Source organism: Streptomyces sp. MCA2 (assembly GCF_023544705.1).
Taxonomy (GTDB): domain Bacteria; phylum Actinomycetota; class Actinomycetes; order Streptomycetales; family Streptomycetaceae; genus Streptomyces; species Streptomyces decoyicus.
In genome coordinates this window covers 161,828-185,785 of sequence record NZ_JAMJFM010000004.1, presented here as the reverse complement: position 1 = coordinate 185,785, position 23,958 = coordinate 161,828, and the positions used below count along the sequence as shown (strand labels likewise).

The 23,958-nt window shown below is 71.5% G+C and carries 21 protein-coding genes; 3 read left to right on the top strand and 18 right to left on the bottom strand.

All coding sequences use genetic code 11. From position 1 onward, the window contains the following. Positions 1-188: 188 nt before the first annotated feature. The gene (locus M8I34_RS05245; RefSeq protein ID WP_250048116.1) at positions 189-446 is read left to right on the top strand and encodes a hypothetical protein; all 258 of its coding nucleotides are present in this window, start codon (positions 189-191) and stop codon (positions 444-446) included. A gap of 96 nt (positions 447-542) precedes the next feature. On the opposite strand, the gene M8I34_RS05240 is transcribed toward M8I34_RS05245, so the two are convergent. Together M8I34_RS05240 and M8I34_RS05235 are read right to left on the bottom strand one after the other, a co-directional pair. Further along, entirely contained in the window at positions 543-1,370 is an 828-nt protein-coding gene (locus tag M8I34_RS05240; protein ID WP_250048115.1) for an alpha/beta fold hydrolase, read from the bottom strand. An 80-nt stretch (positions 1,371-1,450) separates the two neighbouring features. After that, on the bottom strand, positions 1,451-1,735 hold the full coding sequence (locus M8I34_RS05235; protein WP_250048114.1) for a hypothetical protein: 285 nt from the start codon (positions 1,733-1,735) through the stop codon (positions 1,451-1,453). Between the two features lie 339 nt (positions 1,736-2,074). Here M8I34_RS05235 and M8I34_RS05230 point away from each other — a divergent pair, with 339 nt between their 5' ends. Beyond that, complete coding sequence (locus M8I34_RS05230; RefSeq protein ID WP_250048113.1) at positions 2,075-3,343, top strand: cytochrome P450; 1,269 nt, start codon at positions 2,075-2,077, stop codon at positions 3,341-3,343. Positions 3,344-3,451: 108 nt separating this feature from the next. Here the strand turns inward: M8I34_RS05230 and M8I34_RS05225 are convergent, their stop codons facing one another. The 11 genes from M8I34_RS05225 to M8I34_RS05175 all read right to left on the bottom strand — a co-directional run bounded on the left by M8I34_RS05225 (position 3,452) and on the right by M8I34_RS05175 (position 16,871). Then, entirely contained in the window at positions 3,452-4,651 is a 1,200-nt protein-coding gene (locus tag M8I34_RS05225; protein WP_250048112.1) for an MFS transporter, read from the bottom strand. A gap of 177 nt (positions 4,652-4,828) precedes the next feature. Beyond that, positions 4,829-6,640, bottom strand: coding sequence for a M4 family metallopeptidase (locus tag M8I34_RS05220; protein ID WP_250048111.1), 1,812 nt, complete (start codon positions 6,638-6,640; stop codon positions 4,829-4,831). Positions 6,641-7,088: 448 nt separating this feature from the next. After that, positions 7,089-7,394 carry a hypothetical protein gene (locus M8I34_RS05215; protein WP_244417137.1) on the bottom strand — a complete coding sequence of 102 codons (306 nt, stop codon included), beginning with the start codon at positions 7,392-7,394 and terminating at the stop codon, positions 7,089-7,091. Between the two features lie 705 nt (positions 7,395-8,099). Further along, positions 8,100-8,285: a hypothetical protein gene (locus tag M8I34_RS05210; protein WP_244417136.1), complete on the bottom strand. Its 186-nt coding sequence runs from the start codon at positions 8,283-8,285 to the stop codon at positions 8,100-8,102. A gap of 209 nt (positions 8,286-8,494) precedes the next feature. Then, positions 8,495-9,619, bottom strand: coding sequence for a PP2C family protein-serine/threonine phosphatase (locus M8I34_RS05205; RefSeq protein ID WP_250048110.1), 1,125 nt, complete (start codon positions 9,617-9,619; stop codon positions 8,495-8,497). Positions 9,620-9,784: 165 nt separating this feature from the next. Further along, a complete protein-coding gene (locus M8I34_RS05200; RefSeq protein WP_250048109.1) occupies positions 9,785-12,565 on the bottom strand; it encodes a fumarate reductase/succinate dehydrogenase flavoprotein subunit in 2,781 nt (926 codons plus the stop codon). A 106-nt stretch (positions 12,566-12,671) separates the two neighbouring features. Beyond that, positions 12,672-13,454 carry an ABC transporter ATP-binding protein gene (locus M8I34_RS05195; protein WP_250048108.1) on the bottom strand — a complete coding sequence of 261 codons (783 nt, stop codon included), beginning with the start codon at positions 13,452-13,454 and terminating at the stop codon, positions 12,672-12,674. After that, the gene (locus tag M8I34_RS05190) at positions 13,451-14,341 is read right to left on the bottom strand and encodes an ABC transporter permease (RefSeq protein WP_250048107.1); all 891 of its coding nucleotides are present in this window, start codon (positions 14,339-14,341) and stop codon (positions 13,451-13,453) included. Before M8I34_RS05190 ends, M8I34_RS05195 begins: the two co-directional genes overlap by 4 nt. Next, on the bottom strand, positions 14,338-15,783 hold the full coding sequence (locus M8I34_RS05185; RefSeq protein WP_250048106.1) for an ABC transporter substrate-binding protein: 1,446 nt from the start codon (positions 15,781-15,783) through the stop codon (positions 14,338-14,340). Before M8I34_RS05185 ends, M8I34_RS05190 begins: the two co-directional genes overlap by 4 nt. A 13-nt stretch (positions 15,784-15,796) precedes the next feature. Next, entirely contained in the window at positions 15,797-16,024 is a 228-nt protein-coding gene (locus tag M8I34_RS05180; protein WP_030982496.1) for a ferredoxin family protein, read from the bottom strand. A 76-nt stretch (positions 16,025-16,100) separates the two neighbouring features. Beyond that, positions 16,101-16,871 (bottom strand): GntR family transcriptional regulator, encoded by a 771-nt coding sequence (locus tag M8I34_RS05175; RefSeq protein ID WP_250048105.1) that lies wholly within the window; start codon positions 16,869-16,871, stop codon positions 16,101-16,103. Between the two features lie 413 nt (positions 16,872-17,284). On the opposite strand from M8I34_RS05175, the gene M8I34_RS05170 reads away from it, so the two are divergent. Further along, positions 17,285-18,202 carry a DMT family transporter gene (locus M8I34_RS05170; RefSeq protein ID WP_250048104.1) on the top strand — a complete coding sequence of 306 codons (918 nt, stop codon included), beginning with the start codon at positions 17,285-17,287 and terminating at the stop codon, positions 18,200-18,202. 57 nt (positions 18,203-18,259) lie between these two features. On the opposite strand, the gene M8I34_RS05165 is transcribed toward M8I34_RS05170, so the two are convergent. The 5 genes from M8I34_RS05165 to M8I34_RS05145 form a co-directional block, all read right to left on the bottom strand. Beyond that, positions 18,260-19,693, bottom strand: coding sequence for an aminobutyraldehyde dehydrogenase (locus M8I34_RS05165; protein WP_250048103.1), 1,434 nt, complete (start codon positions 19,691-19,693; stop codon positions 18,260-18,262). Next, a complete protein-coding gene (locus M8I34_RS05160) occupies positions 19,686-20,999 on the bottom strand; it encodes an NAD(P)/FAD-dependent oxidoreductase (RefSeq protein WP_250048102.1) in 1,314 nt (437 codons plus the stop codon). The genes M8I34_RS05165 and M8I34_RS05160 overlap by 8 nt, the downstream gene beginning before the upstream one ends. Positions 21,000-21,100: 101 nt before the next feature. Then, on the bottom strand, positions 21,101-22,210 hold the full coding sequence (locus M8I34_RS05155) for an ABC transporter ATP-binding protein (RefSeq protein WP_250048101.1): 1,110 nt from the start codon (positions 22,208-22,210) through the stop codon (positions 21,101-21,103). A 5-nt stretch (positions 22,211-22,215) separates the two neighbouring features. Beyond that, positions 22,216-23,058: an ABC transporter permease gene (locus tag M8I34_RS05150; RefSeq protein ID WP_244417127.1), complete on the bottom strand. Its 843-nt coding sequence runs from the start codon at positions 23,056-23,058 to the stop codon at positions 22,216-22,218. Next, positions 23,055-23,957 carry an ABC transporter permease gene (locus tag M8I34_RS05145; RefSeq protein ID WP_250048100.1) on the bottom strand — a complete coding sequence of 301 codons (903 nt, stop codon included), beginning with the start codon at positions 23,955-23,957 and terminating at the stop codon, positions 23,055-23,057. Before M8I34_RS05145 ends, M8I34_RS05150 begins: the two co-directional genes overlap by 4 nt. Position 23,958 lies beyond the last annotated feature (1 nt).

The window sequence follows — 23,958 nt, the reverse complement described above, 5'->3', positions numbered from 1 at the left end:
GTTGGAGGCATGAAGGTCCTTCAGCGGTGCCCGGCCGATGCCGCGGTGGCCGGGCGCACTCTTCTTGTCGGTCCGGTGGGCGGTTACTCCGACTCACGCAATTGACGGGGAGTAAGGTTTTGGGAGGTTCCGTGAAGGTGATCCCTGAAAAGGTCGATATACCCCTTTGATCCTCCTGAGGAGCAGACATGCGCATCCGCGCCGCGATCGCAGCCACCGCCCTGGCCACCACTATCGTCCTGGGCGGTGCGAGCGCCGCCCTGGCTCACGGTAAGGACCACAAGGACAAGCACCACGGCCACCACTACAAGCACCACCGCGGCCACGGCCACTACGGCTCCTGCTGGCTCTCCGCGGGCGTCCTCGACCAGGTCGGCCCGGTCTTCAGCGAGGGCTGCGAGAACGGCGGCTGGGGCTGGGGCGACCGCGGCCGCAACGGGAGGTAAGCCGGAAAGCTGTCCAGCCGGTGCCGGCCGAGACGACCACAGGTCCGATCGGCCGGCACCGGCTGCATGTGCGGGCCGCACGCCGGGGGCCGCCCGTCAGCTGTTGAGGAACGCCAGCAGGTCGGCGTTGAAGTCGTCCTTGTACGTGCCGACCGCCGAGAGGCCGTGCGGCGCACCCGGATAGACCTTGAGCGTGGCATCCTTCACCAGCTTCACCGACTTCTGGCCGGCGGCCACGATCGGCACGATCTGGTCGTCGTCGCCGTGGATGATGAGGGTCGGGATGTCGAACCGCTTGAGGTCCTCGGTGAAATCGGTCTCCGAGAACTGCTTGACGCAGTCGTACGCCCCCTTGATCCCCATCTGCATGCTCCAGAGCCAGAACGCCTCGCGGACTCCCTGGGAGACGGTGGAACCGGGCCGGTTGGCACCGTAGAAGCTCTCGCTGAGGTCCTTGTAGAACTGCGAACGGTCGGCGGCGACACCGGCACGGATCTCGTCGAAGACCTCCAGGGGCAGCCCCTCCGGGTTGGCCTCGGTCTTGAGCATCAGCGGCGGGACGGCGCCGAGCAGGACCGCCTTGGCCACCCGGCCGGTGCCATGACGGCCGATGTAGCGGGCCACTTCACCGCCGCCCGTGGAGTGTCCGACCAGCACCGCCTCCCGCAGGTCCAGGGCCTCCATCAGCTGTGCCAGGTCGTCCGCGTAGGTGTCCATGTCGTTGCCGTGCCACGGCTGGCCGGAGCGGCCGTGTCCGCGGCGGTCGTGGGCGACCGCCCGGAAGCCGTGGGAGGCGACCACGTGCATCTGGTCGTCCCAGGCGTCGGCGTTCAGCGGCCAGCCGTGGCTGAACACGACGGGTCGGCCGGCCCCCCAGTCCTTGTAGTAGATCTCCGTGCCGTCGGTGGTGGTGATGGTGCCCATGATGCAGTCGGTCCTTCCTGCCGTTCACCGGTGTGCGGGACGTGGCCGTGGGAGCCGGGAGGTGGCTGTTCTCGGGACGGTCAGCAGCGGTCCGTCGGCGGAGCGTCGGCGCCACGCCGTCTGCGGACACTCGCGATGAGCCCCGCTCCGGCGACCACGGTCAGACCGGCAATCGTGCCGAGCCCCATGAACACCAGGGGCTTGGTGCCCGTTGCTGCCAGGGCCCGTGGTGCGGTCGGCGTGGCGGCACCGCCGTCGGCGGCGGCCGGCCCGGCGGTGGTGAGGAACAACGCGATGAGCAGGAAGGTGACGGCAGACCCACGGCGGAGGCGGCTCGGCGAGCCCGGGGCGGGTGGTGCGGCCATGCGATTCTCACTTCTCCGCCTCGACGGGGAGGCTGCTGGATCGAAGGATCGGTGGATCTCAGCGTTTCCGGCCTCGGCCGGAAGAGCGTGTCGTGAGAGGCAGAAGGGTGAAGACGGCCGACCATCCGAGTGGTGATCGGCCCTGCCGTGCTTCCCGGCGGCCCTGCGCAGGCGAGGTCCCGTCCTGGTCGGCCGACCCTCCCTGAGACGGCCGCCGGTACCCGCCTGCCTTCCCGTGGAGGCGCTCTGGACGGGCACGACGCCGTGCCTTAGCGTCGCAAGCCGGCCGTGCACCACCGTCCGAGTCCGATTTCCACCAGGGGAAGCCGAGGACGTGTTGTGACCACCATCCCTCCGCCGCCCGACATCCTGTCACCGGAGTTCGCGGCGGACCCGTACCCCGCGTACCGCATCCTGCGCGCGCACTACCCGCTCTTCCACGACAAGGGCACCGACAGCTATCTGCTCTCGCGGTACGAGGACGTGGCACGGGCCTTCCGCGAGCCGGTGTTCACCAGCGACAACTATGAGTGGCAGATCGAACCGGCGCACGGCGGCCGGACGTTGCCCCAGATGAGCGGCCGTGAGCACGCCGTACGCCGGGCCCTGGTGGCCCCCGCCTTCCGGGGGCGGGAGCTGCGGGAGAAGTTCCTGCCGGTCATCGAGCGCAACGCGCGGGAGCTGATCGACGCCTTCCGCGAGGACGCGGAGGCCGATCTGGTGGCGCAGTTCGCGACGCGCTTCCCGATCAACGTCATCGTCGACATGCTCGGTCTGGACCGGGCCGACCACGACCGCTTCCACGGCTGGTACGAATCCGTCGTCGGGTTCCTGGGCAACCTGAGCCAGGATCCCGAGGTCGCGGCCGCCGGCCTGCGCGCCGGCGAAGAGCTCTCCGCCTACCTGCGGCCGGTGCTGACCGAACGGCGAGCCGCACCCGGCGACGACCTGCTCTCCACCCTCTGCACCGCAGAGGTCGAGGGCACCCGGATGAACGATCAGGACATCACGTCCTTCGTCAGCCTGCTGCTGGCCGCCGGGGGCGAAACGACAGACAAGGCCCTCGGCTCCCTGTTCCGCAACCTGCTGGCCCACCCCGGCCAGCTCGCCGCCGTACGCGCCGACCGGTCGCTGGTCACCGCGGCCTTCGCCGAGACCCTGCGCTACACCCCGCCGGTCCAGATGATCATGCGTCAGCCGGATGCCGATGTCATCCTCAGCGGCGGTACGGTCCCCGCGGGCGCCACGGTCACCTGTCTGATCGGCTCCGCGAACCGCGACGAGCGCCACTACGCCCGGCCCAACGCCTTCAACGTCTTCCGCACCGACCTGACCCCCGCCACGGCCTTCAGCGCCGCCGCCGACCACGTGGCCTTCGCCCTCGGCCGGCACTTCTGCGTGGGCGCTCTGCTGGCCAAGACCGAGATGGAGGTCGGCGTCAACCAACTGCTCGACGCCTTCCCCGCCATGGACTTCGCCGGGGAGACGGCACCCCCCGACGCGGGGGTGTTCACCCGGGGCCCGGCGCGGCTCCAGGTGCGGCTCACGCCCGGTGCGGGGACGCGAGCCCGTAGCACTCCCTCTGCCCCGCACCCGTCCGGACGGTGATGTCCGCACCGTGACGCGCCAGGAGGAGGGCACGAGGGAGAGGGAGCGAACGTCCGGGCGCGGTGGTGCGGTCCGGGCCCCGGGCCGTTCGTGTGGCGGCCGGAGGGGTCAGGCGTCGGCCGTCGGCGGCCGGCGCAGTACGTAGAGGCCGACGGTCACGGCGAGCACGATCACACAGGCGGAGAAGGCCAGGCCCGCGCCGCGCAGGCCGAGCACCAAGGTGAGCGCCCCGACGCCGACGACGGGCAGGGAGATGCCCAGGTAGGCGACGAGGAAGAAGGCCGAGATGGTGCCGCCGCGGCGCTCGGGCGGTGCCGCGCGGCTCACGGCGGTCAGGCCGGCCCGGAACGCCAGCCCCTGGCCGATACCGCCGCACACCGCGCCGATGACCAGCACCGGCAGTGAACTCACGGCCAGCGAGGTGGCCACCAGCACGAGCCCCACCACCAGCACCAGACAGCCACCCGGCAGGGCCTTGCGTACGCCGATCCATTCCGTGAGGGACTGTCCGACGGTCGATCCCAGGAAGACCGTGAAGACGATGAGCCCGGCGACCGCCAGGTTGTGCACGCCCAGGGTCTCGCCGACGAAGCTCGGCGCGACCGCGGTGAACAGCCCCAGGAGGGAGAAACCGGCGAACGCGGCGACGGCCGAGGGGGTGAAGACGCCCCGCACTTCGGGCGGCAGCCGCAGCCGCTGGGGCTGTAGTTTGCGCGGGCGGTGCGGATGCTCGACGGTCTCCGGCAAGCGCCAGGTCGCCACGGCCGCCACGGCCACCAGCGCGAGATGCACCAGGAACGGCAGGGTCAACGGCCACGGCGCGTACTGGGCCAGCAGCCCCGACAGCAACGGGCCGCAGCCGAGGCCTCCCATGTTCGCGGCGGTGGCGGCGAATCCCGCCTGTGCTTCCTGGCCGGGCTTCGCAAGCTCCAGCACGGCCGCGGTGGCCGCACCGCTGAACAACCCGGCGGCGAACCCCGACAGCACCCGCCCCAGCAGCAGCATCGGCAGCCCGCCCTCGAACACGAAACACAGTGCGCTCGCCGCCGACAGCCCCAGCGCGCAGAACAGCACCGGGCGCCGGCCCACCTCGTCGGAGAAGTTGCCGGCGAGGAGGAGAACGGTGATGACGCCGAGCGCGTACACGGCGAAGACCACGGTCACCATCAGCTCGGAGAACCCGAGCTGCTCGCGATAGAGCCCGTACAGCGGGGTGGGCAGCGTCGTCCCGGCCATGCCGATCGCGAACACGCCCGCCGCCACCGGATAGCCGAGTCGTCGCCTGCCACTCGTGCGATCGCTGATCATGATCTCAACGTAGATCCCGTGGGCCGTGCCGTCGAGAATCACCGGAGGGACCCGCGGGCGACGGGTCAGGGGGTGTCTCCACGGAGGCCGGGGAGACACCCCCTGACCCGTGGACGGGCCGGGTGTGGTGCCCCCGCGAGCGGCGAGGGCACCACACCGTGCCTGGTCCGGAGCGGATCAGTGCTTGGCGGAGGGCGTGTTGGCCGCCGTCACATTCACCGCGGCCCAGGCCTTGTCCACCGTCTTGTACGCGGTGCTCCCGGCGCCGTACAGGTCCTTGGCCGCGCGCAGGGTCGCGGTCCGGGCGTCATGGAAGTCGGTCGTGGAGACCATGTACCGGGTGAGCGCCCGGTAGAAGATCGCCGTCGCCTTGCTCCGGCCGATGCCCGTCACCTTGGAGCCCTTGTACGTGGGCGAGTTGTAGGTGACGCCACCGATCGTCTTCTTGCCGCTTCCCTCGGCGAGAAGGTAGTAGGCGTGCGAGGAGACACCGGAGCCGGCGTGCACCTCGGTGTCGTAGGACGCCTTCGACCAGTAGTCGACCGTGCCTTCGAGCTTGTCGAGGGACGGCTTGTCCAGACGGCGCAGGAACTTCTGCTCCAGGCCGAGCTTCTCGCCCATCAGATAGTTCGGCGGGTTCTTCGGGTTGTTGGTCGAGAATTCGACCGCGCTGCCGAAGATGTCCGCCAGCGACTCGTTGAGGGAGCCGGGCTCGCCGAACTGGTTCCCTTCGGCGTCGACGCGGGTGGGCTGGAGGTTGGCCGTCGCGTCGACGACGCCGTGGCTGAGCTCATGGCCCGTGACGTCCAGGACGACCAGGGGCTTGGCGAACGTCTTGCCGTCGCCGTCGCCGTAGAGCATGCAGCCGCAGTCCGGGGACCAGTAGGCGTTGCCGACCTTCTTGCCGTAGTGCACCAGGGCGCGCGCCCCGCGGCCGTCGTTCTTGATGCCCTTGCGGCCGAAGGTCTTCTTGTAGAAGTCCAGCGTGCTGGCGATGCCGTACTGGGCATCGACGGCGGCGGTCGCCCGGTTGCTCGTGGTGCCGTTGCCCCAGCGGTTGGTGGTGCTGGTGAACGCCTTGCCGTCGGCGAACTTGTCCAGCTCCTTGTCGCCGGCGTCCCGGGTCTCGGTGTTGCCGCGGGTGGAGTCCTTGAGGGTGAAGGAGTTCTTCGCGGTCCGGGTGGTCGACAGCGGCACACTGCCGACGAAGAACGACGCGCCGGAGCCGGTGGCCGCGGAGGGGAACCCGTTGGCCTTGGCCGCCTTGTCGGTGGCGGGCGCGGTGGGCGCGAGCATGCTGGTCGACGGGTTGAGCCGCTCGCCCCGTGCCCGCAGCTTGGCCTGGAGGGCGGGCGACAGGAACGAGTCGTTGGCCAGGACGTTGCTCAGCACCGTTCCGGAGGCCGCGTCGATGACGACCGTACGGGCGCCCTCGGCCTCGGCGGTACGGCTCTCGGCCACCTGCACCCGGTAGGCCAGCGTGCTCCGGTTGTCGCGGGCATCCACGACCAGTTCGGCGTCACCGGCGTGGCCCTTCGCCACGGCGGCCGCCTTCGTCCGGGCCTCGGCGGCCGACAGCTTCGGGTCCGTGTCGGACACGTCGAGCTGATGACGGTAGGCCCGGGTCACGCTCTCGTACGCCGACTTGGCGGTCAGGTGGACGACGAGGTCACCACCGAGAACCGGCAGTCCGCGGTGGGTGCGCACGAAACGGACATGCTGCCGGCCGTCGGGGTCGACGAGTGCGTCCGTGGCCTTGAGGGTGTCTTTCTTGCCGACTCCGGTGGCCGAGGCGTGGGCGTACGCGGCGGCACGGGCCGTATCAACGGCCTTCTGGAGGGCGGGAGTTGAGGAGGAGGGGGAGGCAGCGACCGGCGAGGCCGCGGGGGAGGCGGAGGCACTGCCCGCCACCCCCGCAGTGAGGGTTGCGGCCGTCGTCACTGCGACGGCGATGGCCAGGCGGTGTCTGCGTATGTGGGGTCTACGCACTGCTGTGGGTCCTTAGCGCTGCGGGGGCGGTCGGCTGGCCAACCGCCCGTACGCGCGGTGCTGTTGTGCACCGCGGGGGCCGTGGGGCCCCGCGCAAACCCTGGTATGTCTGGCATGGGCATGTAAAGCGAAAAGATCAGGATTCAAGATTCCTGGTCGAAATTTAACAATTGGTCACCTTTAAGTAGCCAGAAGGTGACCAACGGTGCTCCATGAGAAGAGACATGGAGTGGCGCGAAATGGTTGCTCGGAAGGTGCGCCGAAAACGAGACCGTGCACCGGAGGGTTCGCCGCGCTTTGCCGGGCGCGGAACAGGGGAACGGGGGAGGGGCCGGGCGCCGGTCAGTCCGTCGGCGAGGGAAAGCCGCACGACACGGCATGGCCGCTCGCGAGGTCTCTCAAGCCGGGGCCGGTGTCCGGGCCGGTGCCGGGGGCCGCAGTGCCGGGATCAGAAGGCGCCGGGCTGCGGGTGGAAGAGTTCCTCAAGGGAGGCGTCGGCGCGCTCACCGCCGCGTACGGCTTCGACGACGGCCTGGTGGAAGGTGCGGCTGGCCTCTTCGGAGTGGCACGGGACGGGGCTGCCGGCCATGGTGTACCAGTCCGTGGCTCCGGTGTACTGCACAGCTACATGCGCCAGGTCTTCCGACCAGGTCGTGTGGATGGTCAGGTCGCCGTTGATCACGCCGATCTCCGCGGTGCGAACCGCGCCGGGTAGGGCGTGGATCCCGACAGTGGTCCAAGATGCCCAGGTCATGATGTTCCCCTCGGCGGCAAGGGCCCCGGCCGGCGGCCGGGCGCGGTGTCTCAAGTTTGGCACCTGAGGTGCGGGAGCGCACCGCATGCGGTGGCGCGGATTCCGGAAAAGTCGTGGGACGAGGTGCTGCGCCTGGTCGCCGGCCTCGTCAGCGCAGCAGGCCGGTGACCGCCTCGATCACCGTCGGGCGAGCATGGGTCACCGTCCGTGCCTGCCTGCACGGGCCTGCCCGGCCTGTCCGCTTGCCCCGCCTGCCCGCCATGGTCGCCCGTGGACGCGGTGAGGGCGTGGTCGCCGCCCTGGTGCGGCGCTATGTCCGGCGCTATGTCCGGTGCACCTTTCGACGTCGCCCACCGCGAAACGGCCGAGCTGTCACTGATCAAGAAGACCTGCCCGGACTGCCGTGGCACGCGCCGCCCCGCGGGCAGGGGCGTCATCGTCGCCGGCACGGCGGCCGTCGACGCCGCCCGCCTGATTCAAGTGCCGTGTCGACTCATGGACTTGGGCAACACCGTGCTCGTCATCGAGCATGACCTCGCACGGCCGGCCGGGCTCGCTCACCGGGGCGTTTCCGGACGCACCGCACCCGTGGGGGTGTACGGTCCCGGCCCGCACGGGTCATCGAGCGGGCCGGGACCGTTACGGCTGTCCTTGCCACGGTGAGCCACCGGGCCGAGCCATCCGACCGAAATCCCCGGCGGAATCTCAGTCGATGACCGTATGGAAGAAGGTGACGGCGGCGCCGAAGGCAGCGCCGCCGACGAGGGTTGCGGAAGCCGGTGTGCCCCCATTGAAAAAGGTGAGCACACCGGCGCCGATAGCGGTGAGGGCGCCAAGCAGAAAAATGACGGCGGCGCGCTGACTCAGCAGGGTTGATCTGTTGTCGGACACATCAACTCCGATCTGCGCGGGAGCGATGAATCGCTCGGTGCGGATGCTGATGCTCTAACTGATCTTCTCATCTCACCCCCCGGATTTTCGGCAGCACACGAGAAAATTCCGAAAGGGGGACGGAAAGCATCAATATGGCGTCCGGGTCGTGTTATGGCCGCGAAGAGAAGGCAGGCCTTGAACGGCTTGCAGGGGCCGGGCCGCCAGGGTCAGCGTCCGGCGCTCCGCACGCTCTGCGCGCCCCTCCTGCGGCCCTCCGCCTGCCGGGTGATCGCGAGGACCGCCATATCGTCGTCGCGCGGCCCGCCGCTCCAGCGCTCGACCTCCCCCACCAGACGGTCGATCAACTCCCGGGGCCCCCGGAACGGCCCGTGGTCCGCCAGTTGTGCCGCGGGGTCGTAGAACGTCCCGGCACGGTTCCGGGCTTCCGTCACGCCGTCGGTGACCAGCAGCAGCGTGCTGCCCGCCGGGAACGCCCAGTCGGTGGGGCCGGTCCGCGCCGCGCCCAGCGCGCCCATCCCCAGCGGAAGGCCCGGATTGCCGACCTCCAGTGCGCGCACCTCGTCGTCGTGGCAGAGATACGGCGCGGGATGGCCGCAGTTCAGCAGTCGCAGTGCCGTGGCGCCCGGGGCGACTTCGCAGATCAGGGCCGTGATGAAGCCTTCGAGCCGGTTCTCCTCCGAGGTGTGCTCGCTCTCCCGCAGCAGGGCGTGTTCCATCCGGTCGGCCAGCACCGTCAGCTCCGGCTCCTGCTCGGCGGCCTCCCGGAACGCGCCGAGCAGCACCGATACCGCGCTCACCGCCCCCAGTCCCTTGCCGCGCACATCGGCGATCAGCAGCCGGACGCCGAACGGGGTGCGCTGGACGGCGTAGGCGTCACCGCCGATCCGGGCCTCGCTCTGTGCGGCCTGGTAGCGGGCGGCGATGGTCAGCGGACCGATACGGTCCGGCGGTGCGGGCAGCACGGCACGCTGAGCGGCCTCCGCCACCGACCGGACGACATCCAGGTGGCGTCCGTGACGGGCGATCACCCGGTTGACCCCGACGCCCATGAGCGCGGCGAAGAGGGTGTTGATGAGCTCCAGATGGCCTTCCAGGATGTCGGCGGTGCCGTCCTTCACCGTCAGCGCGAAGACGCCGACGATGATGGCGGCGCCGATCGTCAGGGTGTGCCGCAGGGAGAGCAGCGCACCGGCCGTCACGCTGGCCGCCGTCAGCATCGGGTCGCCCCAGTAGTCCGCAGGCGAGAACGCGTCCCAGATGAGCCCTCCGGCGACCAGGACGCTCGGAGCGAACTCGACGTATCGGGGCCATCGTGGGGAGAAAGAAGGCATAGATATTCCTGACCAGCCATCCATGTCGGGTAGTCAGGAATATGCCTGTTCCGGGCCGATTTATACAGCGCGCTTCGGTGGTCGGGCGATGCCGGCGCGTCGCCCGCCGTGCGCCCTCGGCCCACAGTCCGCGGCCCACCGGCACCCGGGACGCCCGAACGTGTGTCACTCCTTCGAGGCGAGCCGGGCGTGGGCGCGGACATCCGCGTCCGGGTCGTCCGCGACCGAGGCCCAGGCCTGACGGGCGTCCTCGCGGCCGGAGTGCGGGCGCAGCGCGAGAACCCCGGCCTTGCGCACATCCGCGTGCGGGTCGGCGAGCGCGGAGCGCAGCGCGGGCACGGCGACGTCGGGGGCGGCGGCCGCCAGGGCCGTGGCGGCGCCGGCCCGGACCTGCCAGGCCGGGTCGCCGAGCGCCGCGACGGCCGCCGTGTCGTACGGCGGTGGGCAGCCGGTGGTGGCCAGCGCCGCGAGCGCCGCGGCCCGTACGAGGAGGTCCTCGTCGTGCAGCAGCACCGCCAGGTCGTCGGGGCCGCCGACCGTGCCGAGGCCGTGCGCGGCGGCGACCCGGACCTCGCGCGAGGGGTCCGCGGCAGCGCGTTGCAGAGCGTCGGAGGCGTCGACGGAGACCAGGGCGCGGACGGCCTGGATCCGCACCTCCACGGCCGGATCGGTGAGCGCGGTGACGAAGAGGGCCCGGTCGCCGAGGCGGAGCGTGCGCAGCACCTCCACGGCCGCCGAGCGGACCACGGCGTCGGGGCCGTGCACGGCGGCGGTCAGCGGCGTACGCAGGTCGGGCTCCGGTGTCAGGACCTCGATCAGTTCCCGCAGCGAGGCACCGGCGGCGGCCCGTACAGCCGGGTCGGGATCGGCGAGGGCGGCGGCCAGGGCCCGTCCCGTGCCGGGCGGAACGCTTTCGGTGAGCGCGTCGACCGCGGCGCGACGGACGGCCGGGTCGGGGTCGGCGAGATAGGGGCGCAGCGTCGGGAGGTCGGGCTGGTCCTCGGCGAGGGCGAGGAGTTCGAGGATGCGGGGGGAGGGGCCGGGCGCGGAGCCGTCCCCGGGAGGGTTCCCGGCCGTGATGCCGTCCCCTGATGCCGCGCCGTCCGGCACCGCAGCGGTCGCCCCTTCCGGGCCCGCGCCCGTGGACCCCACCGGGGGCGTGTCCCTCCGCCCGGCCGTGGCGACCTGCTCGGGGTGGACCTCGCCGAGGAACCGGGGGGTGCCGCCCACCGGGGTGTACTCGTCGACCGGGACGAGATACGGCGCCACGGGCCTGGCCGTGAACTCCATCGCCCCCGCGGCCGACTTGCGCAGATCGAGGTGGTGCAGCCAGTCCTCGTCATCGGTCTTCGGGTGGTCCGTGCGCTCGTGGTAGAGGCCCCAGCGGGACTCCGTGCGGGCCAGCGACGACCGGGCGGCCATCTCGGCGCAGTCGCGGATGAAGCCCACCTCGGCGCAGCGCATCAGCTCGTGCGGCGTGCGGGCGCCCATGGCGGCGATATCGGCGTGCATCCGCTCGAAGTGCTCGACGGCCAGCGACAGCCGGGCGCCGCTCTTGGGCGGGGCGACATAGTCGTTGACGAAGCGGCGCAGCTTGTACTCCACCTGCGGCTGCGGCGGGCCGTCGGGGTGGCGCAGCGGCCGGTAGACCAGTTCATGGGCCTCGCGCAGCTGGTCGGCGGGCAACTTGCCCTCATACGCACGGTGGCGGGCCGCGTCCGCACCCGCGAGATCGCCGAAGACGAACGCGCCGATCATGTAGTTGTGCGGGACACAGGCCAGGTCGCCCGCCGCATAGAGGCCCGGCACGGTGGTGCGGGCATGGTCGTCGACGCGTACGCCCGACGCCGAGTGCCCGCCGCACAGGCCGATCTCGGAGATGTGCATCTCCACGTCATGGGTGCGGTAGTCGTGGCCGCGCCCGGCGTGGAACGTGCCGCGGGTGGGGCGCTCGGTGGTGTGCAGGATCGTCTCCAGGGCGGAGACGGACTCCTCCGGGAGGTGACTGAGCTTCAGATAGACCGGACCGCGTTCGGAGGCGACCTCGGCCGCGAACTCCGCCATCATCTGCCCCGACCAGTAGTCGGATTCGCCGAACCGTTCGCCGTGCCGGTTGACCTGGTAGCCGCCGAAGGGGTTGGCGACATAGGCGCAGGCCGGGCCGTTGTAGTCCTTGATCAGCGGATTGATCTGGAAGCACTCGATGCCGGTCAGTTCGGCGCCCGCGTGATACGCCATGGCGTAGCCGTCGCCCGCGTTGGTGGGGTTCTCGTAGGTGCCGTAGAGGTAGCCGGAGGCGGGCAGGCCGAGGCGGCCGCAGGCACCGGTGGCGAGGATCACCGCGCCGGCCCGGACCGTGACGAACCGCCCCGTACGGGTGTGGAAGCCCGCCGCGCCCACCGCCCGGCCGCCGGAGGTCAGCACCCGCACCGGCATGATGCGGTTCTCGATGCGGATGCGCTCACGCATCTCGCGCCGGCGCAGCTGCCGGTAGAGGACCTTCTTGACGTCCTTGCCCTCCGGCATCGGCAGCACGTACGAGCCGGAGCGGTGCACCTGGCGGACCGCGTACTCGCCGTGCTCGTCCTTCTCGAACTTCACGCCGTACGACTCCAGCCGCTGCACCATCGCAAAGCCGCGGGTCGCGGTCTGGCGGACGGTGGACTGGTCGACGATGCCGTCGTTGGCGCGGGTGATCTCGGCGACATAGTCGTCGGGTTCCGCGCGGCCGGGGACGACGGCGTTGTTGACCCCGTCCATGCCCATGGCGAGCGCACCGGAGTGACGGACATGTGCCTTCTCCAACAGCAGCACGGAGGCGCCGTGTTCGGCGGCGGTGAGCGCCGCCATGGTCCCGGCGGTGCCGCCACCGATCACGAGGACGTCGCAGGACAGCTCCTCGGCGGTGTCGAGGGAGGGGATCTCCATGGCTTCCGTGGTCTCCATGGCGGTGCCTTGCGGCATGGCGGTGCCTTTCGGTTGCCGGGTCACGTCGTATGACGCGCCCGTCACATGGGTCATGTCGTGGGTCATACCGGGGATCGACAGCAGGTCAGGGGCCGGGCCGGTCGCCCAGCGACGCGAGGACTTCGCGGCGCAGCGCGACCGTCGCCGGATCGGCATGTGCCGCGCGTGCCCGTGACCGCGGTACGTCCAGCACCCGGCCGGTGCCCAGCAGAGCCACCCGGTCGCCCAGGAACAGCGCCTCGTCCACGTCGTGGGTGACGAAGACGACGGTGGCGCCGGTACCGCGCAGCGCCGTCACCAGCAAGTCCTGCATACCGGCCCGGGTCTGTGCGTCGAGCGCCCCGAACGGCTCGTCCATCAGGACCGCACGCGGCCGCCCGGCGAGCGCACGGGCCAGCTGGGCGCGTTGCCGCTGGCCGCCGGAGACATGGTGCGGCAGACGTGCGGCGTGTTCGGTGAGTCCGACCCGGGCCAGCCAGTCGTCCGCCCGCGCGCGGCGCTCCGCGCGCGCCACCCCCCGGATGGCCAGCGGGAGTTCCACATTGGCCCGCAGCGTGCGCCAGGGCAGCAGCGCGTCCTCCTGGAAGACCAGCGCACGGTCGGCGGCGGGCCCCGTGACCGGTTCGCCGTCCTGGCTCAGCCGGCCGCCGAGCAGTGGCAGCAGGCCCGCCAGAGTGCGCAGCAGAGTGGATTTGCCGCAGCCGGACGGCCCGACGACGGTGAGGATCTCACCGGCGGCGACATCGAGGTCCAGACCGTCCAGCACGGGGGCGCCGGGCCGGCCCAGCACGGCGTCGTCGAGGACCAGCCGGAGGCCAGGGGCGGGTTCCTGCGCCGGCACCGCCGCGGAGATCTCGGTACGGGTCATGAGGGCTCTCCGACCGCCGTGCGGGCCACCCGCCACCGGACCCGGCCGCCCGTGGATCCGGACGGGTCGTCCGCGGTCCGCGGCAGCCACCGCGTCGCGCGCCGGCCCAGCCGTTCCACCGCCGTGGAGGTGAGCCGGCCGAGCAGACCGATCGTGGCCATGCCGACGAACACCCCCGGGTAGTCGACGATGGTGTAGTCCTGCCAGGTGCGGTAGCCCACGCCGTACTCGCCGGAGATCATCTCGGCGGAGATCACACAGATCCACGAGACCCCGATGCCCACCGACAGCCCGCCGAGGATGCCCGGCAGCGCCCCCGGCAGCACCACCGACCACAGCACCCGCCACCGGCCTCCGCCCATGGTGCGGACCGCCTCCTCCCAGACGGGCGTCAGCGCCCGTACCGCATGCCGGGTGGAGACCGTCACCGGGAAGAACGCCGCGGCGAACGTGATGAAGACGATGCCCTGTTCATTGCTGGGGAACAGCAGGATGGCCACCGGTACCAGCGCGATCGCCGGTATGGGGCGCAGCACTTCGAGCAGCGGGCCGAGAAGGTCGAGGGCGAGCGGGGAGCGGGCGACGGCGGTGCCGACGGCGACGCCCAGGACGGCGGCGAGGGCGAAGCCGCCGACGATCCGGGTCACGCTGTCGGAGACGTCCTGCCAGTACGCGGCCGTGCCGAGCCGGCGGGCGAACTCGTGGGCCGTCTCGGTGACGGTCGGGAACTGGGAGAACCGCAGCCACAGGTTCACCCGGAACTGGGCGAGCAACTGCCATACGGCGAGCGCCGCGAGGACCGCTGCCGTGCGGCGGGCAGGGCGGGCCCAGGCCCACCGGCGCGGGCCCGCCCGTCCCGTCCGGGCGGCCGTGGCGGGCGCGCTCACCGGGCCTGCTCCAGAGCGGCGGCGTAGCTGAGGGGGCGCGCACCACGGTGCTTGCGCGTCCAGGCGTCGGCGGTGGCCCGCGCGGCGAAGGGCAGCAGCCGTGCGCCGTCACGGACCCAGACGGATTTGTCGGCGAACCAGCGGGTGCCGGTCGTCGCGTCGGCCACATACGCGGCCCGCACCTTGCCGTGGTGGGCGGCGGCGAACCGCAGCAGGGCGTCCGGGCCGGTGAAGGAGTGGGTACGGTCCTCGCCGCGCAGCCACACCTCGTCGGGCGACGGGTGGGCGGTGCTGTTGCGGGCCTTGGCGTATCCGCTGCCGTAACTCTGCTTGACGTAACGGTCATTGACAAAGGAGTCAACATTGACCGGGCCGGTCAGCTTGGCCGCGCGCAGCACGGTCACATCCTTCTTCAGCGCGGCGACCAGCTGCGGTTTGAGGGTCGGATCGAAGGTGGCGAGGCCGCCGGCGCCGTTGTAGAGGTAGACCACCTCGGGCGGCAGACCGGTGGCCCCGGCGACCCGCCGGGCGGCATCCACCGGGTGGGTCTGCAACGCGCGCGTCGCCTGCCGCTGCGCGGTGAGGAACGCCCGCACCACGGCCGGGCGCTGCGCGGCGAAGGCGTCGCGTACCGTCACCCCGTGGAAGGTGGGCAGACCGAGCGCGCCCCCGTCGTAGAGCGCCTGGGCCTTGCCCTGGAAGGCGAGCAGCCCCGGCCAGGCCACGAACTGGGAGAGGGCGTCCGCGGTCCCCGACTGGAGCGCCGAGGCCCCCACGGCCGGCTGCTGGTTGAGCTTGTGGATGTCCGCTTCCGGATCGATCCCGGCCTGCCGCAGGGCCCGTACGAGAGTGCCGTCGGAAGCCGAGCCGACGCTGCTGGAGACCGTCTTGCCGCGCAGGTCCGCCAGCGAGCGCAGGCGGGAACCGGGCTTGGTGACAATGGTGTTGAGCGCCCCGCGCAGGTTGTAGCCGGTGACGGAGACCAGCCGGGTCGGTGCGTGCAGCTGCCTGCCACGGGCCGCGTTGATGAGCAGCGGGAAGTCGCCCATCGAGCCGATGTCGACCTTCCCCGCGACCATCTGCGCGGTGATCGGCGCACCGGTCGCGTAGTCCTGCCACCGCACCTTGTACGTCCTGCCGTCGCGCTTGCCCTGGGCGCGCAGCGCACGTTCGAAGAAGCCCAGCGAGCGCAGCAGGGTGCCGGCGGTGACGGTGTTGATGGTCTTGGACTGGTAGCCGACGGTCACGGTGACGGTCTTGTCGTCCGAGGCGTCCGCGGCGGTGCCGCAGCCGCTGAGCGAGGCCGCCAGCAGAGCGGCAGGGAGCGCCGCGGCGAGCGCCCTGCGGCGAGCGGTACGGCGTGCGGCGGAAGAAGGGGCGGGCGGGCGCCGGGAGGGGGAGGGGGACGGCACGAACGGGGAGCCCGTGAGTCGGGAGCTCATGAACGGGGGCCTCTCATCGCAACAAATAGGGCATGTTGACCGTGACCGCGCCGGTGGGACAGCGCGCGGCGCACGGCCCGCAGTACCAGCACTCGTCGACGTGCATGTACGCCTTGCTGCTCGCCGGGTCGATGGCGAGCGAGTCCAGCGGGCACATGTCGACGCACAGCGTGCAGCCGTCGATGCACTTGGATTCGTCGATGGTCACGGGCACATCGGCGCGTTGGGGCGCAAGAGGCATGGCGGTCTCCAGGGCATGGCGGGGGAGGGGCATGGCGGGGGGAAGGGAAGCGGTCGGGGCGGAGCGGGGCGGGGACTCAGATGGTGCGGTGCAACAGGCCCCGCATGGTGAGACGGTCACCGCGGAAGCGGATGAACTCCAGGTCGACGGGGGTGCCGTCGGCGAGATGGGTGAGGCGTTCGAGCATCAGCACGGCCGTGCCGCGCGGCGCCTCCAGCACGGCGGCGGAGTGCGCGTCGGCATTGACGGCCTCCAGGGTGATCTCGGCGGTGCCCAGCGGCTGTCCCGCGGTCTCCTCGATCAGCCGGAAAACGTCGTTGTTCTCCAGATCGGCGTCGAGCAGGGGCAGCCCGATGTCCATCGGGATATAGGTGAGGTCCAGGGAGAGGGGCAGGCCGTCGAGCCTGCGCAGCCGTTCCACGTAGAGCACCTCGCCGCGCGGCGGGATCCGCAACCGGTCCGCCACCGGGGCCGGTGCGGAGACCGGGCTGATGGTGCGTACCTCGTTGGTGACCCGGCCGTGCGAATGCAGGGTCTCGGCGAGACCCATCAACCGGTCGAGCGCATGCGGATACTTCTGGCCCACGACCACCGTTCCCACACCCGGCTGGCGGGCCACGAGCTGTTCGGCACGGAGCAGGTCGAGAGCCTGGCGGACGGTGTTGCGGGACACCCCGTAGTCCGCGCCGATCACCTCCTCGTGCGGCAGTACCCCGTCGGGGAAGAGGCCTCCGAGCACCTGGTGCCGCAGCAGGTCGGCGAGCTGCCGGGCGCGGTCCGCACGGAGGCGGCGACGGCGCGCGGCGGCTACCGGAGTGGTGTGCTGGCGGGTGCGTTCGGCTGGCATGCGGTGGACCCTACCGAGCGGATCCGGCCCGTGGTGTTGCCGCAGTATTGCGCCACCTACCGCCGTCCGGGCAGCGGCTGTGACCTGGGCGTACGGCGCTGCCGCGGCAAGATCTGCCACCCCGGACACGGCCGCCCGGCACCCCCGCGCCGACCCTCCGGCACCCCCGCGCCGCCCCCTCCGGCGCTCCCGCGGCCGCCTTTCCAGTTGCCCCCGTGGCACCGCGGATGCGGCCGTCCGGCCCAGCGAATGCGGCCGTCCGGCGAACGTGTCGCCGGGCGGTCCGCGCCGACCTCCGGATAGCGTCGAAGCCCAGTACAACGCCGCCCCCGCCCCGACCCGCACCGCCCGGCGCGGCCACCGGCGGTGCGGGCCCGCAGCCGGGCCCGGGCGGCCGACGAGGAGGTGGGCGCGTGGCCGCCGTAGTGTTCGCGTTGCTCGCGGCCGCCAGCAATGCGCTGGCCACGGTGCTCCAGCGACGCGCGGCCCGCACGGTCCCGCTGTCCACCGGGCTGCGCCTCGGTCTGCTCGTCGATCTGCTGCACCGTGCCGTCTGGCTCGGCGGGATGCTCGCGGTCATCGCCGCGGCCTGCTTCCAGGCGCTGGCCCTGTCGCAGGGCGCGCTGTCGGTGGTGCAGCCCCTCTTCGTCCTGGAACTGCCCCTGGCCCTGCTCATCGGACGGGTCATTCTCGGCGGACACATCTCCCGCGGCGGATGGACGGGCGTGGTGCTGCTCGTCGTCGGACTCGGCTGCGCCCTCGCGGCCGCCGCGCCCACCATCGGCACCGACCATGCCGCGTTCAGCAGCTGGGTACCCGCGCTCGTGGTCTGCGCCGCGGTGATCGCCACGGCGGTCGCGGCCGCACTCCGCCATGGGGAGGGCGGTGTACGGGCTGCCTGCTTCGCCGGGGCGACGGCGGTCGCCTACGCGCTCACCGCGGCGTTGATGAAGGACGCCACCCACGCCTGGCAGACCGGCGGCCCCGCCGCGTTCTTCACGGCGTGGCAGACCTACGGCTTCGCCGCCGTCGGGGTGGCGGCCCTCTTCCTGTTGGAGAACGCCATGCAGTCGGGCCCGCTGACCGCCTCGCAGCCGGTCCTCACCCTCGGAGACGCGCTGGTGAGCCTGTCGCTCGGCGTCACCCTCTACGACGAACGGGTCCGGACCGGCTGGTGGCTGATCCCCGAATGCCTGGGCATCGCCCTGGTCCTGTGGGGCGCCGTGCTGCTCTCCCGTGTCGCGCTGGCCCGGGATCTGACCGGCGCTCAGGACAAGGCGCCCGCGGCCGCCCGCGAGACCGGTACGGAGCCCGGACCGGCGGATACGTGAGCGCCGTGCGACGTCCCGCGGCTCCCCCGGACAGGGCCGGGGCCGGCGGCTACCGCCTCACAGCATGACGTGCTTGACCTGGGTGTAGTCCAACAGCCCCGCCAGGGACAGATCGCTGCCGTAGCCGGAGTGCTTGACCCCGCCGTGCGGCATCTCCGACACCGTTGTGCCGTGGGTGTTCACCCACACGATGCCGGTGTGCAGGGCCCGGGTGGCCCGCATGGCCCGCGCGTGGTCGGCGGTCCACACGCTCGCCGCCAGACCGAACCGGACCCCGTTCGCCAGCCGGAGAGCCTCGGTCTCGTCCGTGAAGGGCTGCATCGTGACGACCGGGCCGAAGATCTCCTCCTGCACGATCTCGTCGCTCTGGCGCACCCCGGCAACGACGGTGGGGGAGTGGAACCATCCCGGCCGCCCCACCGCCGTGCCTCCCGTCACCACCTCGGCATGGCGCGGGAGACGGCTCAGCACGCCTTGCACCGACTCCAGTTGGGCCGCGCTGTTGAGCGGGCCGTAGTCGGCGCCCGGTTCGTCGGGCGGCCCGGTGCGCAGCTCGTGGGCGGCTGCCGCGAACGCGGCCACAAAGGCCTCGTACCGTCGGTGGTGCACCAGGAACCGGGTGGGAGCGGTGCAGTCCTGGCCGGCGTTGTAGTAGGCCACGGCCGCGAGCTCGGCCGCGGTGGCCTCCACCTCCACGTCCTCATGGATGAGGACCGGGGCGTTCCCGCCCAGCTCCAGATGCACCCGTTTGAGATCCGCCGCGGCGGCCGCGGCGATCTCCCGCCCGGCCCGGACGCTGCCGGTGACGGCGAGGAGACGGGGCACGGGGTGCGCCGTCAGCGACCGGCCGGTGTCACGGTCACCGCAGACCACATTGAGGACCCCGGGCGGCAGGTGCTCCGCGGCGATCCCGGCGAGCAGAGCGGTGGACGACGGGGTGGTGTCGGCGGGCTTCAGGACGGTCGTGTTGCCTGCCGCGAGCGCCGGGGCGACCTTCCACGCGGCCATCATCAGCGGGTAGTTCCAGGGGGTGATCTGGGCACAGACCCCGACCGGTTCGCGCCGCAGCACCGAGGTACGGCCCTCGGTGTACTCGGCGGCGGCCGCCCCCGGCAGATTGCGCGCCGCCCCCGCGAAGTAGCGGAAGGTGTCGATGACCGCGGGCAGTTCCTCCGTCCGGAACTGCTCCGGTGGCTTGCCGGTGTCCCCGACCTCGGCGGCCACCAGGGCGTCGGCGTGCTCCTCGATCGCGTCGGCGATCCGCAGCAGCGCCCGCTGCCGCTGCGCGGGAGTGGTCAGCGACCAGCAGGCGAAGGCGGCCTCCGCCGCGGTGCACGCCGCGTCCGTATCGGACGGGCCGGAGCGCGGGGCACTGCCGTGCACCTCGCCGGTGGCGGGGTCGACCAGGTCCATCGTCGCGCCGGAGGCCGCCGGGCGGTCGGCCCCCGCGAGGTGATTACGGACCGGGGCGGCCGGGTCTGCCTCAGCCATGACGGAGCACCTCCCGCGCCGCAGCGCGGCCGGTGCGCACCGCGCCCTCCATATAGCCGGCCACCCACTGGTCGGATCCGCAGACGTAGAAGGGCGGTTCGTGGGAGCCGTGCAGCGGACCGACCGCCATCACATCGCCCGGATTCCACTGCGTGACGTAGCCCTGGGTCCAGGGATCGGTGCCCCACATCCGCAGATACGACGTGAACGGCTGGAAGGCCTCGGCACCGTAGAGCCGGGCCACGTCCGAGAGCAGCTCATGGTCGCGGACGGCGGCGGGCATGCCCAGCAGGACGCCGTAGCGCTCGGGCGGGATCAGCGCGGAGAGGATGCCCTCGCTCTGCGGCCAGGTGCTGCCCAGCACGCCTTCGCATTCGGAGAGTCCGTTGAGGTCCAGGCTGCGCCAGAAGGGCTTGTCGTAGGCCGCGGCGAACTTGGCCGCGACGGCCTGCCGCTGGCGGTGCAGCGAGGCGACCCGGGCCTCGGAGACACCGGTCAGGGCGACCGAGCGCAGCGGACCGACCGGCAGGGCGCTGACCACGGCATCCGCGGTCAGGGTCTCCCCGCAGGACAGGCGCACCCGGCAGCCGCCCGGCCGCACCGTCACCTCCTCGACGGCCGCTTCGAGCCGGATGCGCCGGCCGAGTTCCGTCGCCATGCGCAGTGCCACGGTCGCCGATCCCTCGGCCACCCGCAGGCCCTCCCAGTCCTCATAGGCGTAGGGGTCGTCACCGGGGACCGCGGCGTGTTTGCGCAGTGCGGCGAGCAGGGAGGTGCGTTCGTAGGAACCGCTGGCCAGGGCCAGTTGGCCGATCTCCCACAGCCGCACGACGGCCGGGCTCGCCCCCTCGCCGCGCAGCCAGGCACCGACCGACAGCCGGTCGAGGGTCTCCGCGTGCGGATGGGACCACGGGTCCAGCGGGTCCACGGTCCGTGCCAGCGTGACGAATGCGTCGGTGACCTTCCGGTGGCAGGCCTCGTCGCCGGGGCCGAACCAGTGCGGCGGGTCGCCGGCCGAGACCCCTTCCGCGGTGGCCCGCGCCATTCGGCCGGGCTCGGCGACATAGCTGGGAATGAGGGTCAGACCCAGCTCGGCGGCCAGGGCGAGGTAGGCGGTGTGGGCCCGGCCGACCACCTCTCCGCCGAGCTGGACCAGCCGGCCGTCGGGCAGCACGGCCTGCTCGACGCGTCCGCCGACCCGGTCGCGGGCTTCGAGGACGAGGACGTCGGCGCCGGCCGCGCTCAGGTCCCGTGCCGCGGCGAGACCGGCGAGTCCGGCGCCGAGCACGATGACATCGTGGTTCATGGGGAAGCGTTCCTTTGCTGTCGGTGAGCGGCTGGGGTGTGCGGACTGTCGGCGGGACGGGGCCAGACCCCGCGAGCCCGGCCTGATCCAAACGACAGGCCCTAATCCAGAACCAGACAGTGCTCGGGCTTCCAGCCGATCTCCACGCTCTCGCCGCCGCTCCAGCGGTCCTCCATGCGCGAGCGGTCGGTGTTCTGCTCCAGTACGGACACGGTGACGCCGGGGGCGAGTTCGATCAGATAGGTGGTGGTGGGGCCGGAGTACACGGTTTCCCGTACCACGCCGTTCACCAGCGCCATCCCCGGTTCGAAATCGGAGAGCCAGATCTTCTCGGGCCGTATCGACAGACTGACGCTGCTGCCGTCGGCGACACCGCTGCGCGCACCGACCGGCAGCGCGGGGCCGCAGTCGAGGACGACCTGCCCGTCGCGGTAGGTGCCGGGGACGAGATTGGACGTCCCCATGAAGGACGCCACGAACCGGCTCGCGGGGCGTTCGTAGACGTCCTCCGGCGTCCCGCACTGTTCCACATGGCCCTCGTTCATCACGGCCACCCGGTCCGACATGGTCAGCGCCTCGTCCTGGTCATGGGTGACGAAGACGAAGGTGATGCCGATCTCGCGCTGGATCTGCTTGAGTTCGACCTGCATCCGCCGCCGGAGCTTGAGGTCGAGCGCGGCCAGCGGCTCGTCGAGCAGCAGCACCTGGGGCCGGTTGACCAGGGCGCGGGCCAGGGCGACCCGCTGGCGCTGCCCGCCGGAGAGCGTGCCGGGCTTGCGGGCGCCGAGACCGCCGAGCTGCACCCGGTCGAGCATGGCGCCGACCCGTTCACGGATCTCGGCGCGGGCCACGCCCTTGCGCTTGAGGCCGAAGGCCACGTTGTCGGCCACCGAGAGATGGTCGAAGAGGGCGTAGCTCTGGAAGACCGTATTGACGTTGCGCTTGTCCGGCGGGAGCGCAGTCACGTCCTCACCGCTGAGCAGGATGGTGCCCGCGGTGGGGTCGGTGAAGCCGCCGATCATCCGCAGGGAGGTGGTCTTGCCGCAGCCGGACGGGCCGAGGAGGGAGAAGAACTCGCCGGGAGCGATGTCCAGGGAGAGGTCCTGCACCGCGTAGGAACCGCCGTAGTTCTTGCTGATGTGGTCGAGCCGGACGGCGGGCGGGCCGTCGGCCGGGGCCGCGTCGGCAAAGGGGGCGTCGGAGGAGGTCATGGGTGTCACTTCCCGGAGAGCAGGTCGAGGCCACCGCGGCGGCCGAACAGACGCGGGATGGCCAGGGCGAGCCCGATGAGGCCGATGGAACCGGCGAGCATCAGCGTGCCGACCGCATTGATGGTGGGCTGTACGCCGAACCGGATCGCCGAGTAGATGCGTACGGAGAGCGGCTGCGGGTCCACGCCGGTGGTGAAGTAGGCCAGCACGAAGTCGTCGAAGACCAGGGCGAAGACGAGCACCGCGGAGGCCAGGATGCTGGGCAGCAGCGCGGGCAGGGTGACCAGCCGCAGGGCCTGCCAGCGGGTGGCGCCCAGGTCCATCGCGGCCTCCTCGACCTCCGCGTTGAGGGCGGCGATCCGCGAGCGCAGGATCACCGTCACATAGGAGATGGAGAAGGTGATCTCCGCGAGCATCACGGTGCCGGAGGAGAGGGTGATGTCCATGCCCTTGAAGAGCAGCATCGCGGCGACACCGGTGACGATCTCCGGGGTGATCAGCGGGACCAGCATGATCAGGCCGGCCAGCGAGCCGAGCCGGGTACGGCAGCGCACCAGCCCCAGGGCCAGCGCCACTCCCAGGATCACCGACCCCGCCATGGCCACCAGGGAGACCCGCAGGCTCATGCCGAGCGATTCGAGCAGCACGTTGTCGTGGAAGAAGGCGGAGTACCAGCGGAGGCTGAAGCCCTTGAAGACGGTGAGGGACTTCTGGCCGTTGAAGGAGAAGAGGACGACCACCCCGATGGGGAGGTAGAGGAGGAGGAAGAAGAGGGTGGTGACCGTGAGGGCGAGCCGGGGCCTGCGGTCGGTGCCGCGGCGGTGCCGGCGCGGGGGGCGGAGCGTCATCGGGCGGCCTCCGCCTCGTCCTTGCGGGTGCGCCGCAGATAGCCGAGCATCCCGATGAAGAGCACCGCCATCATCAGCATGGTGAGGGCGGAGCCGAGCGGCCAGTTCTGGCCCTGGAAGAACTTGTCCTGGATCAGGTTGCCGATCATGATCTGGTCCGGCCCTCCCATCAGTTGGGCGCTCACGAAGTCGCCCATGGCGGGCAGGAAGACCAGGACGGCGCCCGCGGCCGCGCCCTGCCGGGTCGCCGGGAGGGTGACGAAGAAGAAGGTCCGCAACGGCCCTCCGTACAGATCGCGTCCCGCCTCGATCAGCGAGAGATCCATCCGCTCCAGCGCCGCGTACAGCGGGATGATCATGAAGACGATGAAGCCGTAGACGAGCCCGGCGATGACGCCGACCCCGCTCTGGAGGATCTTGGTGTGCCCGTCGGCGAGTCCGACCGCGCGCAGCGCCTTCAGCACCGGACCGCCGTCGGACAGCACCACCGACCAGCCGTACATCCGCACCAGGTAGTTGGCGAAGAACGGGACGACGATCGCGGCGATCAGCAGATTCTTGAACCGCCCGCCGTGCAGGGCGATGGTGTAGGCGACCGGATAGGCCACGACCAGACAGACGGCGCAGGCGATCAGCGAGAAACCCAGCGAGCGCAGCAGCACGATGCGGTAGGCCGGGTCGGCCATTGCCGCGATGTTGTCGAAGTTGAACCCGAAGCGCGGGTTGCCGAGGGGGTCGGTGGTGCCCAGGGCCAGGGTGGCCACGAGGATCAGGGAGGCGATGAGGAACCCGGTCATCCACAGGGTGCCGGGGAGCATGAGCCAGGTCCACAGCCGGGTGCCGGACGCGGAGCGCCCGCGCCGGTCCCGGAGTGCCCCGGAGGGGGTGCGTTGTGCCATG